Origin of the sequence: Nostoc sp. (assembly GCF_036916575.1) — a bacterium.
Taxonomy (GTDB): domain Bacteria; phylum Cyanobacteriota; class Cyanobacteriia; order Cyanobacteriales; family Nostocaceae; genus Nostoc.
Genome location: NZ_JBALGC010000004.1, coordinates 322,388 through 338,410 on the forward strand (window position 1 = coordinate 322,388; position 16,023 = coordinate 338,410).

General features: G+C 38.3%; 12 protein-coding genes and 1 tRNA gene. 4 read left to right on the forward strand and 9 right to left on the reverse strand.

Annotated elements, in window-relative coordinates; translation table 11 throughout:
- Positions 1–159: 159 nt before the first annotated feature.
- The 7 genes from V7L29_RS02615 to V7L29_RS02645 form a co-directional block, all read right to left on the reverse strand.
- Complete coding sequence (locus tag V7L29_RS02615; protein ID WP_334691322.1) at positions 160–654, reverse strand: hypothetical protein; 495 nt, start codon at positions 652–654, stop codon at positions 160–162.
- 222 nt (positions 655–876) lie between these two features.
- The gene (gltX, locus tag V7L29_RS02620; RefSeq protein ID WP_334734433.1) at positions 877–2,322 is read right to left on the reverse strand and encodes a glutamate--tRNA ligase; all 1,446 of its coding nucleotides are present in this window, start codon (positions 2,320–2,322) and stop codon (positions 877–879) included.
- A 211-nt stretch (positions 2,323–2,533) separates the two neighbouring features.
- Positions 2,534–2,607: transfer RNA gene (locus V7L29_RS02625), tRNA-Asp, on the reverse strand.
- Positions 2,608–2,738: 131 nt separating this feature from the next.
- The gene (locus tag V7L29_RS02630) at positions 2,739–4,253 is read right to left on the reverse strand and encodes a serine/threonine protein kinase (protein WP_334734434.1); all 1,515 of its coding nucleotides are present in this window, start codon (positions 4,251–4,253) and stop codon (positions 2,739–2,741) included.
- 98 nt (positions 4,254–4,351) lie between these two features.
- On the reverse strand, positions 4,352–5,974 hold the full coding sequence (locus tag V7L29_RS02635) for a serine/threonine protein kinase (RefSeq protein ID WP_334691319.1): 1,623 nt from the start codon (positions 5,972–5,974) through the stop codon (positions 4,352–4,354).
- Positions 5,975–6,278: 304 nt separating this feature from the next.
- Positions 6,279–7,463 (reverse strand): esterase-like activity of phytase family protein, encoded by a 1,185-nt coding sequence (locus tag V7L29_RS02640; protein ID WP_334734435.1) that lies wholly within the window; start codon positions 7,461–7,463, stop codon positions 6,279–6,281.
- A 143-nt stretch (positions 7,464–7,606) separates the two neighbouring features.
- Positions 7,607–9,070 (reverse strand): TM0106 family RecB-like putative nuclease, encoded by a 1,464-nt coding sequence (locus tag V7L29_RS02645; RefSeq protein ID WP_334734436.1) that lies wholly within the window; start codon positions 9,068–9,070, stop codon positions 7,607–7,609.
- 246 nt (positions 9,071–9,316) lie between these two features.
- On the opposite strand from V7L29_RS02645, the gene V7L29_RS02650 reads away from it, so the two are divergent.
- Positions 9,317–10,510 (forward strand): aminotransferase class V-fold PLP-dependent enzyme, encoded by a 1,194-nt coding sequence (locus tag V7L29_RS02650; protein ID WP_334734437.1) that lies wholly within the window; start codon positions 9,317–9,319, stop codon positions 10,508–10,510.
- A gap of 86 nt (positions 10,511–10,596) precedes the next feature.
- Positions 10,597–11,688, forward strand: a complete 1,092-nt coding sequence (locus V7L29_RS02655) for a glycosyl transferase (protein WP_334734438.1) — start codon at positions 10,597–10,599, stop codon at positions 11,686–11,688.
- Between the two features lie 500 nt (positions 11,689–12,188).
- Here the strand turns inward: V7L29_RS02655 and V7L29_RS02660 are convergent, their stop codons facing one another.
- Positions 12,189–12,947 (reverse strand): class I SAM-dependent methyltransferase, encoded by a 759-nt coding sequence (locus V7L29_RS02660; protein ID WP_334734439.1) that lies wholly within the window; start codon positions 12,945–12,947, stop codon positions 12,189–12,191.
- Positions 12,948–13,222: 275 nt separating this feature from the next.
- Positions 13,223–13,969: a class I SAM-dependent methyltransferase gene (locus V7L29_RS02665; RefSeq protein WP_334734440.1), complete on the reverse strand. Its 747-nt coding sequence runs from the start codon at positions 13,967–13,969 to the stop codon at positions 13,223–13,225.
- A 578-nt stretch (positions 13,970–14,547) separates the two neighbouring features.
- Here V7L29_RS02665 and V7L29_RS02670 point away from each other — a divergent pair.
- Both V7L29_RS02670 and V7L29_RS02675 read left to right on the forward strand, forming a co-directional pair.
- Positions 14,548–14,961: a secondary thiamine-phosphate synthase enzyme YjbQ gene (locus V7L29_RS02670; RefSeq protein ID WP_334691313.1), complete on the forward strand. Its 414-nt coding sequence runs from the start codon at positions 14,548–14,550 to the stop codon at positions 14,959–14,961.
- Between the two features lie 311 nt (positions 14,962–15,272).
- Entirely contained in the window at positions 15,273–16,022 is a 750-nt protein-coding gene (locus V7L29_RS02675) for a hypothetical protein (protein WP_334734441.1), read from the forward strand.
- Position 16,023: the final 1 nt, after the last annotated feature.

A 16,023-nucleotide genomic window follows, 5' to 3' on the forward strand; every position in this document is an offset into this window, starting at 1 on the left:
CCATAAGGCAATTAGGGCATTATGGCGATGCCAACAAGAATCTTAATCAAAGTTAACTTAATTTTAATACAATATCGCACGAGAAAAGGGAGCGCAAACAAGGGAGAGACGCCAAAAAATTTTCTCGCGTCTTTGTGTCTCTTCAATCAAACCCCTTACTTACTTAACTTCTGTAATTTGTAGAGTGTAAGGGAGATACTTGTCATTTTGGTAGGAACCAATCCAAATTTGATAACTTCCAACCAACCATTCACCAACAATGCCGGCATTTTTGCCATCAAAATCGTCATTGCACCAAGTACCACCGGGTCCCTTGATAATCATGGTGGTGTCTTCAGGACTTTGCACTTGCAGCTTCAGGTAGTCAAATTTACTTGTTAGCACTAATGTGTGGTCTGGTGTTTCATCAACAAATCCGGTACAAGGGCCAGTAGCTGTTTCACTTCTGCCAGCTACTTGACTCCCAGAAATTGAACCACCACTCATCCCGCGAACTGTCAGGGGGTCTGGCGAAAACTGGGGACCAATGGTGACATCTCCAAATATCGTTGGCGCTTCCTGAGCATCAGTCACAGCATTAACTGTCGATATGATGAATAGCATAACTATCATGAACGATAATCTCATCCCTCTATTGAGCGCTTTAGTCGGCATTGTAATTACGTTCGCTTCTAAGTGTTTTTGAAGACATGAATTTTACACACCAAGTTCCCAACCTGAGGAGAATTGACTACCTATTTTAGATTTGAAATTGGGAATAATTCATTAGTAATTAGTCAATGATTTCTTGTTCCTATAGTTGCTCTACCTTATGGATAGGGGCGCACGTTTGTGCGCCCCTAAAATCTAAAATATTTCTAAAATCTGGAGTAATCGCTAATCAGCTTCTATGATTGCCCGACTCAAGCGCGACTTATCTAAACCAATCTGATTTAGTAGTAACCAAGATTGGATCAGATCGGGGCCATGAACATCTCCAGTTAAGGCTGCTCGGAGCGATCGCATTACCAAACCTTTTTTGAGTTTTTGCTCTTTCACCACTTGTTTAATAATGTCCTGGGCGGCGGCTTCCGATAGTTGCGGCTGATTTTCCAAAGCTATGACAATTGCCTCAAGCACAGCAGTAGAACCTTCTTGCTTCAGTTGTGTACTGGCTTCGTCGCTAAATTCAACTGTGTCGCTAAAAAATAGTTGGCTCTGAGCTACTGCATCTACTAAACGAGTCAAACTTTGGCTAATTAAAGTTACAAGCTGTTCTAACCAAGGGCGTTCTCTTCCACCATCAAATTTATACCCAGCGGCTTGCCAATAAGGTATGAGTAAATCTGTGAGTTTATCTACTGGTGTCTTGTGGATATACTGACTGTTCAACCAATCTAGCTTGTCCCAGTCAAACTTTGCACCTGCTTTATTTACACGCTCAAAGCCAAACTCCTTGGCTGCTGCATCTAAAGTAAATATTTCTTGTGTCGAGTCTGGTGGCGACCAACCCAGCAATGTCATGTAATTCACCAAGCCTTCAGCAGTAAAGCCCATTTGCTGAAAGTCAGAAATGGAAGTGACACCATCTCGCTTAGAAAGCTTGCGCCCTTCCATGTTCAAAATCAGCGGCGTGTGAGCAAACTCTGGGATTTTTGCACCCATTGCTTCATACAGTAAAATTTGCTTGGCGGTGTTGGCGATGTGGTCTTCTCCCCGGATAACATGGGTGATTTGGATATCGATATCATCCACTACAACTGCAAAGTTGTATAAAGGTTGACCGCTACCCTCTTCTGAGGCGCGGGCGATGACCATATCACCACCTAAATCGCTACCTCGCCAAGACATCTTTCCCCTTACTAGGTCATTCCAGCCAATTTCCTGCCCATCTTCGATTTTGAAGCGAATCACAGAGGAGCGACCTTCTGCTTCAAATGCGGCGCGTTGTTCTGGCGTGAGATTGCGGTGACGGTTGTCATAACGAGGAGCTTCACCTCTAGCTTTTTGGGCTTCTCTTAGCGCCTCTAGTTCTTCAGCGGTGGTGTAGCAGCGATAGGCTAATCCTTGATCTAGCAGTTTTTGTACTGCTTCTTTATAAAGATCCAGACGTTGAGATTGAAAAAATGGCCCTTCATCCCAGTTCAGTCCCAGCCAGCGCAGCCCTTCAAGAATATTCTCGGTGTATTCGGGACGCGATCGCTCTAAATCTGTGTCTTCTATTCGCAAGATGAATTTCCCGCCTTGGTGGCGGGCAAATAACCAGTTAAATACAGCCGTTCTAGCTGTACCAATATGTAAATTTCCGGTTGGACTTGGCGCAATACGGACTCTAACAGTCACAGTTGATTCTCTCTTTCGCAAAGCTTGATAAATGTAGCTTATATTTAAACCCTGAATCCTGGGTCAAGCAAATGCAGACTCAGAAGTAGCCAAATAAGCAATGCCCAAATTCCTATCTTACTCATGACTCAGTGAAAAGTGGGAGTATCACTTTCCGCGCAGCTGAACTCGCCCTAAGGGCGAACCGTAACTCACTACTAATAACTTTAAACGGGACTGACGGGGCTCGAACCCGCAACTTCCGCCGTGACAGGGCGGTGCTCTAACCAATTGAACTACAGTCCCTTGTTTGGCAACTTTGCTATTATCGCTATTTTTTTTGTAATTGTCAAGTGTTTGGGGAAGTTGGGAATTATTTTTGCCTGTCTCCTCAGCGGCGATGGCTCTTTAGGGGAAATTTTTCGTTAACATAGACCCTATAATACAACCTTTGGTTCTGATTCTAGATGCTGCAATATCCGGGATTGCACTTGTTTATACTGCTGCTTTAATATCTGTTTACTCAACTGGGGTTGAGAAGCGGGTGGTAGACTCTGACTTTGTTCCACCCAAGTTTTCAACATTTGCCGCCCAGTTGGCTCGATGCGACTGCTGAGAACGCTGGTGCAGGAATGTGGTGCTTCTAAGGTAAAGAAAATCAAAGGGTAGCATTCATTTTCAGCTAGGAAACTTACTAGTCTACAATTTTGGGGATTTTGCATATCTAAATAGCACGGTAGCCACTTAGGAACTAATTGCCGATTGTAGAGTACAGTCACCCACAATAGCATTGGGTGAGGGGATGTGATGAAGATAAACTGGTTGTAACGAGTAGAAAGGGCATAGTTTTTGGTTTCTTGTTTAGACAACATCAACCATAGTGTTGTCATAGATCCTTGTACAGTGTCTATAATTCGGGGAAAAACAATTTCTTGAATTGGTTTATTTTCAGGCCATAAAAGTTGCTTACAGTTTTGTTCAACTGTGATTGATAATTTAGAATTTAAGGAACGGCTAAGGATAGAACTAGAGGTTATAGTTATAGGAACACTGTAACAATTTGACTGTTCTAAACTGGTTAAAAATTGCAAAATTTCAGCGATATTTTGTGGGCGATCGCTTGCTTTTTTAGCAAGACAAGCCATAATTAAACTATTTAGATTATGAGGTAATTTAAGAGTAGGTTTAACATCTGCGATCGCTTTGGGTTGTTCAAAGTGATGGGCTTTATACCAAGCACCAAAGTAATCAGTTTCTGGTTGCCAAGGTTTTTTGCCTGTGAGCATTTCAAACATCATCACACCCAGGCTATAAATATCAGAACGACTATCTAATTTTTCCCCATCTAGCTGTTCTGGAGAACAATAAGGTAAAGTGCCATTAAATCCCCTAATTGTACTAGTTTTTGATGTAGAATTTAAAAATTTAGCAATACCAAAATCGAGAATTTTAACTAGCTGACCCAATATTGGATCGGGAATAACTAATATATTGGCAGGCTTGATATCTCTATGAACCAATGGACAAATTTTGCCATCAATGTTAATGCCTTGATGGGCGCACTGCAAGCCTAAACAAATTTGGCAGCAGAGAGTCAAAAACATGGGCAGAGGCAGCGGAATTAAATCCTTTAAACTCTTGCCACATAGATATTCCATAACGTAGTATGGTTTTTTTTTATCATTCACACCATAATCATATGCCCGCACTATATGTATGCTCTTTTGACTCAAAGCTGCACTCATTAAAGCTTCACGAGCAAAGTCTTGTTGCATGTTTGTATCGACAACAGTTTGAGTCAAAAACTTGATAGCAACTGGTATACCTCCTAACAAAATATCATTTGCTAAAAAAACTTCACCCATGCCACCGCTGCCAATTAATTGCTTGAGTTGATAACGATTGGCAAGCAAGCCCGTACTACTTGGAGATGTAAATGGGCTTTGATTCACTTTAATCACCTCTGTTGAGTTTATTTAAAGTTAGCAATACACACATAAGAATATCATTAAGTAATGGCGGTAAGCATTTTGATTTTGTTAGCAGACTTTCAAGGACGTGATAAAAGTTTTAAAAAAATCTCCAAAAATTTAGCCATCCATTTTTTTGAACCTTTTTTTTCAGATTTTTGATCTACGGCTAACTTTCGTAAAATATCTAATTTCAGTTTTTCATACTCGGTTTTTAAAATATTTTTGGCTTGATTAGGCAAAATTATTTCATTTGACTGTTGATTCATATCTAAGCAATCTACAAGTTGCTGGCGCTGGTTAGCCGTGAGGCTTAAAGTCGTTACATGAGAGCAAAGGTTTGGATCTTCTAGGGCAAAAAATAATAAATGATAGTAACCTACTTCTGCTAAACTACGCGCTATCTTCTGCCCTGTATTTTCTTTCAAATCTAAGAAACAAGGTAGCCACTTAGTTAGAGAAGGTTCGGCATTATATAGGACTGTAACCCATAATAGCATCGGATATACATTCATTTGACTAATAAATTCAGTGCCATGTATTTTATCCAAAAAGTTTGTCATCTCTTGTTTAGGTAACATTGCCCAAAAAGTTGGGATAAGTCTTTGAGTAGTATGTAGTAAATGGGGAAATCCAATTGGCGCAATTGGTTTATTTTTAGGCCAATTTTTCTGCAAACACTCTTTTTCTGATAACAATGTTGCAGGTACTACTTGTACTGGTGACGATAGTTTAATATTGTCATTGCTATTGCTAGGAATAACATCATTAAGCTGAAGATTAACCTTTTCTAAACTTTCTAATATTTGGTTGATATTTTGAGGGCGATCGCTTACTTCTTTAGCTAAACAACTCATCAATATTTTTTCTAACACCTGCGGGATTTTAACTTGCGGATTCACTTCCTCAACTGTAGGTGGAATTTGAAAACGATGTGCTTGATACCAAGTACCAAAGGAGTTACTTTTTGTCTGAAATGGATGCTTTCCTGTCAGCATTTCAAACATTAGTACTCCCAAACTGTAAATATCAGAGCGGACATCTAACAATTTACGCCCTTCCATATGTTCTGGAGAACAGTAAGGCAAACTGCCAATAAAAGAATCTGTCAGGGTCATCCCACTTCGCTCTGTTAAAAACTTGGCAATACCAAAATCTAGTATTTTAACAATTTCTCCTTCTTTACTATCTTCACTAATGAATATATTTTCTGGTTTTATATCCCTGTGAACAATAGGAAAAATCTCTCCTTTGAGGCTGATACCTTGGTGGGCACATTGTAAACCTAAACAAATTTGATTACAAATTTCCAAAAACTTCGATATTGTTAAAGGCTGAATTTTGAGAATTTGTTTAAGATTTTTCCCTTGGAGGTATTCCATTACATAAAAGGGAATTTTATCTTCAGTAACCCCATAACTTAAGATCCGAACAATGTGTTTACTTTTGCGACCCAATTGAGCGCCAATAAAAATCTCTCTGGCAAAGCGTTGGGACATTTGCTGGTTTACCAAACTGAGCGATAAAATTTTGACTGCGATCGGTATACCACCTTTAGCAGTATCTTCTGCCAAATAAACTCTACCCATTCCCCCTTTGCCAATTAAATCTCTGATTAAATAGCGATTATTTAAAAATTGTCCAATGTAATCATCTAACTCTGCTTTTTGCCCTACCATATTCTCTATTTTATTTTCTGACATAAAAATCATTTATGAAAAATATTGTTGGCAAAATAATTAAATAAGTCTAGCTAATTATTAAATTTAAATCTCAAAATTACCAAAATTTGGGAGAATTAATTATATACTGTAATCATGGTTAATCTATCTGCAAAATTTCCTAAATATTGTATAACATATTTATTAATGAATCCGGTTGAGAAATTACACGTAAACTACAAATCAGTTAAATAAAGTTGCCTAGTAAATACCGTGAATACACAGGAATAAGCTTCAAACAAGTAAATAGCAGCAAAAGCGCGATCGCACCTTCATCTCTATACAGCTAATGATTAAGATTTGGGACTAAACGGCGTAATAATCTGATTAATGGTGTTTCAATTTTTATTTTAAACGCTAGTATCTGGGTGCGTTGCAGGGAGTTGAAATTGTTGTCACTGACGAGAATTAATGATTGCTGACCATCGGGTAGTTTTGGGCCAAGAGTTAAGCCTTCGATGTTGTCTAACAATACATCTAGCTTTCTCAAATCTAACAGTAGTTTTTTCTGAACTGGTTTAATATTTTTAGAGTCAACTGCTAAAAGGCTATCTATCTTATGAATATCATCAGATCCTTCTAAAGAAACCTGAAACAGGAAAATAGCAAATCCTAAACCAGTAAAAGACCTTTCTAAACTTAGGAAGTGTCCTTGATTATCGAGAGCAAGTAAATCAGGTAATCCACTAGTGAACTTGCCAATCAGATTCAAAAATGGTGAAACTGGTTCAGTTTGGTAAATAAATTCCTTTTCTGGCTGGTTGTTGAGCAAGTTGTATTGCAAAATGCGGCAAGGACTACCAATGTTAGGTTTAGCTGCGACACCATCTTGAATTAGAGCATTTTCGGTGGCTGTGAATAGATACTTTTTATCGGGTGTGATGGTGAGGCTTTCAAAAGCCAAATTGTTGCGGATACCTTTTTTACTACTTTTATCTGGCAAAAATTTGTTTGGTATGGGAAGTGTTGCAATTTCTCTACCAGAAGATAGTGAGAACTCTTTGATAAAAGGATTAATTAATTTTCCAGCATTGCCTTCAGAAGAAATAAATACAGATGCTTTATTCGTTAATGCAATACCTTCTGTATCACTTTCACCAGGGGGAAATGTTTGACCATTTTCATTTAATAATGTGATAACACTAACAGGAATAACTTCACCCTTTTGTAGGGAACCTTTGCTTAAGTCGATTTTCAAGGTATATAAACGGGCATTAGCTTTTTGTCCACGGTCATCAGAAATAGCATAATAAAGGTTGTTTTTCGCGTTATAGGTAATTCCAGATAAACCTCCAACTTCAGTTTTTTTAAAGATTAAACCTTTCGGTAAAGTGGCTTCCCCAATAAACTCTATACTACTAACTTCAACAGCATTTGTAAATAAATTTGTGAATAAAAAAATGATAATTGTAATCGTGATAAATAAGTAAATAATTCGTGGGATTGTGAAGAGTTTTTTAATTAGCTGCATATAAAAATTTTGTGAAAGTGTGAAAATTACAAATAATATCTCAAGCTGAAGGATGCAACATGCGTTAGGGCTGCACATCTGTGCGCCGCTACAAATAACATGTATTCCAATCAATTGAAAACCTTTATAAAATCCGAAATTACTTAAGCTAGTCGTAAACCATATTCATCCTGGAAAAAGTTGACAAGCCAATCTTTGACTTTACGGGTAGCGCGGCAATCATCTTCGTTGTAGCGTTGGATAATTTCTAGTAAGGTGCGATCGCCTGTTTCTAACCACTGATCATACCAGTAAATACATTTAGCACCACTAGCTTCTTTTTCCCGCCACTCAAATCCTAACCAACGAGCGATCGCTTTCAGGGCATAACTTTCTACAGGCAATGCTACACTTTGGGTTAATTGTTCATATATATCGACAAATCGATTCAGTACAGGACGCACTGAGGCGTAGGGAGTGTTGTAAAGCTTTGCCAACCGTTTGACTGTATCAAACTCGTAGACACAAAAATGATAAATTGGCGCTTCAGGATATTGCCAAACCAAATCCAAAAATTGCTGCCAAATTAATTCTTCGTCTTCTGGTTTATCTGCTAAAAACGAATAAAACTGTTCTGTGTTTGCAAGTCTATCAACAACCAAAACCCCCAAAAGATAATTTAAATCTAAGTCTGGCTGGGCCTCAATATCAAAATAAATCTCTATGGGTGCTGTAAATGTAATATCTTTTATTGGTAGCGGATAGGGTAAGATTAAGGGTCGTCTTTCCAGTGCAGATTGAGCTTGCACTACCAACTTGGGCGCTACTTCGCTATCAAAACCAAGCAGGTTTTCTAGGTTAGTGGGACTAGTGTTGGCTAGAGATTCCAGTGTTGTGATGGCTAAAGCTTGGAGTTGAGTGTAGCGAATCGGTGTTACGCCTGGTAACAATGAGAGATGTTTTTCAGATTGAGCAACAGCATAACATTGACTATACCAATGGCAAAGATTGCACTTTTGCCGAGAAATAAACACCTCTGGCGGATTCGGTAACTCTAAAACTTGAATAAACTCCTCCAGAATCTGCTGCATCCGTGGTATCCATTTGAAAAGATCCACCGCATAACTTCTATTATTGGTTCGCCGCAATAAAAGCCAAGCTATTTCTGGTATAACTCCCTGCACTTTTGCCAACACTTGGGCATGAAACGCAGCGACAACTTGATATTCTTGCTTAGGGCGCTTACTCAGTTCAATACTAGCCGGGACGTACATCCAGTCTCCAAAACGGGACTGTCCTGGCTGTTTGACAAGTAAATTTGGACGACTCAGTAAGGTGTATCCTTCAGAATAAGTTGCTAACAGTACTCCTTTATAAATATAGTCCACCCCACGCTGCATCAATTCCAAAGTTGCCGCCTCTCCCCTTTCCCAGTTTCCGTATGGATAATCTGGTTGGTGATAAGTCAGATGTGCTAGAAAACTCAGCTGATGGGCGATTTTGTCCTGTTGAAGTTTTTGCAGCAACTCATTGGCATCATCGCGCTGACTTTTGTCACCGTGGATATCTAGAAAAGGCCGGCGCTTACAACGTTGGTATTGCAGTAGGAGTTCAGCATTAATTAGCATCCTTTTAAGTTAACAAGAATTAGCACACTCTGGGAGTAACTCAGACAATTAATAATGGAGTGGGGGAGACGAGAGAGATGAGGGAGATGAAAAACTAATGATCAATGATTAATGACTTTTAACTAATCCAAAATCGTTCGACTGAGCGTAGCCGTACCACTTTCCTACGGAACGCTTCGCGAACGTGGAAGCAAGCTACGCGTAGCGTTCCGCAGGAAAGTCCAAAACCTAAAATCTAAAATTGGTATGACCAGTACTTTTGTCGGACAAACCAGGTTGCATAGCCATCGAGAGCAATTTCCCGCTTTAGGGAATAAGACTTATTTCAATTATGGGGGACAAGGGCCGATGCCCCAAAGGGCAATGGATGCTATGACCGAAACTCAAGCTTATGTTCAGCACATAGGCCCCTTTGGCAATGAGGCGTATGGCTGGATAGCGCCACAGACTCAAGCTGCAAGAGAAGCGATCGCTTCGGAGTTACATGCACCAAGTCAAACAATTACCCTCACCCAGAATGTCACTGTTGGCTGTAATATCGCCATGTGGGGCATTGAGTGGCAGGCTGGCGACCATATGCTACTCTCGGACTGCGAACATCCAGGTGTAATTGCCACAGCCCAGGAAATCGCGCGGAGATTCGCTGTGGAAGTTACTACCTGTCCTCTCAAGGCGACTTTAAATCAGGGCGACCCCGTAAAAGTTATTGCCCAGCACTTGCGCCCTAATACCCGTCTTGTGATATTGAGTCATGTTTTCTGGAATACTGGTCAAGTTTTACCTCTTGATAAAATTGCCAAGGTATGCAGAAATAATCATTCTTTATTATTGATAGATGCTGCCCAATCTGCTGGTTTGTTGCCTTTAAACCTGACTGAATTGGGAGTAGATTTTTATGCATTCACTGGTCACAAATGGTTATGTGGCCCTGCGGGTGCAGGTGGTTTGTATGTCCGACCAGAAGCACGAGAAAGCCTGAAACCTACATTTATTGGCTTGAATGGCATTGTTGTGGATAGTCAATCTCAGCCTGTAGATTGGCTTCCAGATGGGCGACGATACGAAGTGTCTACATTAGCTTATCCGTTGTATGTTGGGTTACGGGAGGCGATCGCAATCCATCAGCAATGGGGAACCTCACAGGAACGTTACGAGCAAATTTGCCACAACAGTGAGTACCTCTGGCGGCGGTTAGTGGCGTTTCCCGATGTTAAATGTTTGCGAACTTCCCCACCTGAAAGCGGTATAGTCTCTTTTCAACTTGCAAATAATCAGCCCCAAGCTCATTTGAAGTTGGTGCAATTTTTAGACTTACAAAGGATATTAACTCGGACAATTGCCGATCCTAGCTGTATACGCGCTAGCGTCCATTACTTTACTTTAGAATCGGAAATCGACCAATTGATTGAGGCGATTCAAAGTTTTTGCAAAATTAATTAAAAGTTAGGAGTTATAAGTTATCAATATGGGAATTATGATTTTAACTCCTACCTCTTAACTCATAACTCCTAACTCCTAACTATAAAATGGAACGCCCAATCTTATACTTAGCCATAACTAACCACGGTTTTGGTCATGCTACCCGCACGGCTTCTGTAGCTGCGACAATTCAAAAATTATGTCCAGAAGTTCTGCTAATTCTGGTGAGTACTGCCCCACGCTGGTTGCTAGAGTGCTATATAGAAGGCGATTTTATCTATCGTCCCCGTGCATTTGATTTGGGTGTGGTGCAAACGGATAGTTTGACAATGGATAAAGTAGCGACTTTAGAAAAGTTGCTCGATATTAAGAAGCATCAAAATTCGCTGATTGCCTCAGAAGTGAATTTTATACGCCAAAATCGCGTTAATCTCATCTTGGCAGATATTCCCTTCCTGGCTCCTGGGTTCGCCAAAGCTGCAAATATTCCCTGCTGGATGATGAGTAACTTTGGCTGGGACTTTATCTACCGAGATTGGGGGGGTGAATTTACTGCTGTTGCAGATTGGATTAGTGATTGGTATTCAAAGTGCGATCGCCTATTTCGTCTGCCTTTCCACGAAGCAATGCCAGCTTTTAACAATATCACAGATGTCGGCTTAACAGGCGGCTCCCCCCGTTACTCTGCTGATGATTTACGTTCTGTTTGGGGAATAACTGCACCAGTGGAAAAAACTATTTTGTTGACCTTTGGCGGCTTGGGTTTGCAGCAAATTCCTTATGATAACCTACGGCGATTTCCAGATTGGCAATTTATTGTATTCGATCAATCTGCCCCCGATTTATCTAATTTATTGAAAATTAATGACCGCAACTACCGCCCTGTAGATTTTATGCCTATTTGTGGGCGAGTCATCTCTAAACCTGGTTATAGTACTTTTTCTGAAGCCACACTATTAGGAGTACCAATTGTCACCATACCGCGTGAAGACTTTGCCGAAGCAACTATTATCGTAAAAGGTATAACTGATTATAATCAGCATCAAATTATTACCCCATCTGAATTTTTTCAAGGTACTTGGAATTTTCTCTATGAGTTACCCCAACTACCAAAGCAATCTCAACTAATTGCTAAGGATGGTAATGAAACTATAGCTCAAGCTGTTATCAATTATTGCCAGACTAAAGATAGTAGATAATATTCCTCAGAATAGATGAGATTGGCGAATTACTAACAGGACTTACCCCCAGAGCAAACGCATCTTATTTACTAATAAAAACTAAAAAAGATTTCAAAATAATATAGATAATCCTAAAAGTTGCTATAATCTATATTTAGATGCGTTCGCCTTGGCTTTTACCCGAATTGCCTACTTCTCGATTCTTGACTTCAATTACCAAAACTACTGCTATATCTATTTTCTACACTTTCACTCTTTTGTTAAGAAAGATATGACTAAGAGCTGATTCGTAAAGAAAATCTTAAGCATATCCAATTCATTGCTGGGCAGGACTTTCAAAGAATAAACGCTCTTATGGCTCAAATTCGTGAAGCCCTTACGAATCAGAGACTTTACTCTAGTTTACAAATTAGCTCTAATGCGTAGCCATTCGTCATTATTTAGATGCCTTTGCCCTGAGCGTTGAACAAATTTTACAAATTGCTGTGTTTGCAGGTTTTGGACAAAACAATTATTTGTTAACGTTTCTGGTAAACATGAAACTTTGACAGGAAAAAGTTTTTGCCAAGTTTTTTATTCCCTTCTATGCCAATCTGTTCAAATCCAGACTCTTCCATCAATTGTTTTGTTTTATTGCTATCAAGAATTAAAAAATCACCAGTTGTATCGCTAATTATTTCACCATTGTTTTCCCTAATTACTGTATACTGCCTCTTAATGCCTGTATCTGTTTTTGAAACTTTGACCTGATAGATTATGTCTCCTGGCAATTTGTCTACATTATCTGTATGCATACCTTGAGCACTCAGAACTAATAGACCATTCATTTTGAGATGTTCAGCAACACGCCTTAATGCTATTATATTATTCTCAATACTATTAATATGACTACATAGTAAGTATTCATTGTCAGTATCATTGTCAGTATTTGTATCTAGAAAATACCAAACGCCGCTATTTGAATAAGCTAGATCAAAACTCTCTTCTAGTTGCATATTAAGAACATCACATTCGACTAATTTAATTTTATTTCCTAGTCGCTTTTTTGCTAAATCTAACATTTGTTTAGAAATGTCAATTCCTGTAAAGTTACAATTCGGTTTTAGTTTTAAGACTCTTTCTGCTACTAAACCTGTACCTACTCCTATCTCTAGTATATTATTAGAGTCTCTAATTATAGGAAACAGAGATTTGACGACCTCCTCGTGGTATTCAGTGCAAATATATTGAAATAATAAATCATAATAGTTTGCTCTGTCGGCGTCGTATATATCCATAAAAACCTCGTAAAATTCGGCACTTAAAGCGAATAAACCTTATAGATATTAACTATACTGGACTTTGGACTAAAGTGAATCGCCTACTTCTCGATTCTTGACTTCAATTACCAAAACTACTGCTATTATATCTACTTTCCACACTTTCACTCTTTTGTTAAAAAAGATATGACTAATGCGTAGCCATTCGTCATTATTTAGATGCCTTTGCCCTGAGCGTTGAACAAATTTCACAAATTGCTGTGTTTGCAGGTTTTGGACAAAACAATTATTTGTTAACGTTTCTGGTAAATATGAAACTTTGACAATAAAAAGTTTTTCATAAGTTTTTTATTCCCTTCTATGCCAATCTGTTCAAATCCAGACTGCTCCATCAATTGTTTTGTTTTATTGTTATCAAGAATTAACAAATCAGCAGTTGTATCGCTGATTATTTCACCATTGTTTTCTCTGATCCATCTATACTGCTTCTTAACGCCTGTATCTGTTTTTGAAACTTTAACCTGATGGATTATGTCTCCTGGTAATTTGTCTACCCTATCTATATGCATACCTTGAGCACTCAGAACTAATAGACCATTCATTTTGAGATGTTCAGCAACACGTCTTAATCCTATTATATTATTCTCAATACTATTAATAGAACTACATAGTAAGTATTCATTGTCAGTATTTGTATCTAGAAAAAACCAAACGCCGCTATTTGAATAAGCTAGATCAAAACTCTCTTCCAGTTGCATATTAAGAACATCACATTCGACTAATTTAATTTTATTTCCTAGTCGCTTTTTTGCTGTATTTAACATTGTTTGAGAAATGTCAATTCCTGTAAAGTTACAATTCGGTTTTAGTTTTAAGATTCTTTCTGCTACTAGACCTGTACCTACTCCTATCTCTAGTATATTATTAGAGTCTTTAATTATAGGAAACAGAGATTTAACAACCTCATCGTGGTACTCAGTGTAAATATATTGAAATAATAAATCATAATAGTTTGGTTCATTGTCAGCGTATATATTCATAGAAAGCTCGTCAAAGTCGGCACTTGAAGCGAAGAAATTTTATAGGTAGATATTAATTATACTGGACTTGAGACTAAAGTCAATCACATTTAGTACAGTGCTGTCATTAAAGGATAGTAGGCAATTGACGCTGTTTCGTAGTGCCAGAATGCAATGATCTACTCGACTACCGGAGGCTATCGCCGAAGGCTTAAGCTTCGCTTATCGCTTCCAGCGGGCGGGTACGCCATCGCTTCAACTAGTTATTTAAGACTTAATTCCAGATGAGTTTAATTGACATTATGTCAATTTAATGCAATAATTTTTTATAATTGATTGAGGATATAATAACCAGTTAAATTTTCAGTAACTAGTAACTCTAATAATTACAATTTAGTTTGCTGAAAATCATTAATTTTGATCAGAACAATTAGTTTTTTACAAATTTAATAAATATAGTTTTGTAACACTTTTAGTAAATATTCTTGAGGGACACGATATTTGGATCAGATCCTAATTTTGATAATGGTTGAGTAGTGTGGCGATCGCAAGAACAATTTGTTTAATATGCTTATAATACCTTAATTTCAGGATTCCACATGACTCACTACCAAAAGTTACTCAGAATTTCTACTACTGGCAAATCTTTTCAAAACATCACTGCAAAAATTGAAGCTATAGTTGCAGAATCGGGAGTAGAAACTGGCCTTTGTACTTTATTTTTGCGCCACACTTCAGCTAGTTTAGTCATCCAAGAAAATGCTGATCCTGATGTACTTGTAGATTTAGCTAACTTTATGGCAAAACTTGTGCCAGAATCAGGCAAATACATTCATGATGCCGAAGGTTCCGATGATATGCCGGCACACATTCGTACTGCACTTACCCATACTTCGGAACATATACCTATTAATCGTGGTCATTTGGCATTAGGAATTTGGCAGGGAATTTATATTTGGGAACATCGTCAACGCAGTCATTCTAGAGAACTAGTTGTCCACATTTCTGCATAGCAAATTTCCTAAATTTAGAAACTGTAGTTAAATTTTATTAGGACTTACGCAAGTGTCCTATTTTTTTGTGCAGCTTGTCCCAAGTCAATAATCAATAGTCCCAAAACCTTAACTTTTGGGAGACTATACTAAGTATTTTTACACTTTTGGGATGGGAAAACTCCTTTATTGATAATTAACTAGACATACACTGAGCATCTCATGTCAGTTTGTAAACTTAAAAGTTAAGTTTATTTATATAAGTTTAATAGTTTATTTATTTTAATATAAAATAACACTTAATGTAACCTGCTTGGGCTACTTCTATTACTATGAAGCAAAAACTAACGCCAACTCATACTTTTCAACTTATTGATAAAATCCTTGCCCAGCAGTCTGTTAATTTATTGTCACTTAATCCCCAAAAAACATTAATTACCAGCTTTGCAGAATTAGAAAATTTGATTGCAGAACAAAACACCGACATTCAAATTATCACAACCATTCAAGCAACTATCGAAAACATAGTCCGTACTCAGTTGCAAAATTTCCCAGAAAACATCTTCTGGGATTTTGATTTTCTGGTAAGTAGTATGCTTCGGCAGGCTTTAAATGCTGATGAGGGCGCTATTCCTTTCTTAAAGGTTTTCGGTGAAAAAATGGTTTGTCTGACAGAGATGTTCGGAAATAAAACGGAAATACGCTTCCGTTATGTTCATGATTTTATGTATGGATTTGATTGGGCAAGATGGGTACAAAAAGAACCACAAAAACGCGCACATATAGAGCCTTTTAGTCCGTTGTTTTTGGATTATTTGCTCGTCAAAGGTAAGGAACTTTTACAACGTATTAATCATGGTCAGGTCGTATCTTATAAACTGTGTGATACGGGCTACCGCAACCCCTTCACCTTTTCTCGTGAACCAGAAGATGAATACCGTCTGCTAACTTATCTTGCTGAAGAACAACTGATTCCAGTAGCAGTATGGAACTGGAATGCTAGCCCTGTCTGGAACAAACCTTTTCAGGAAATGCGTCAGCAATTAGCATTAAAATTAAATATTCAACCACAGAGACGCTGAT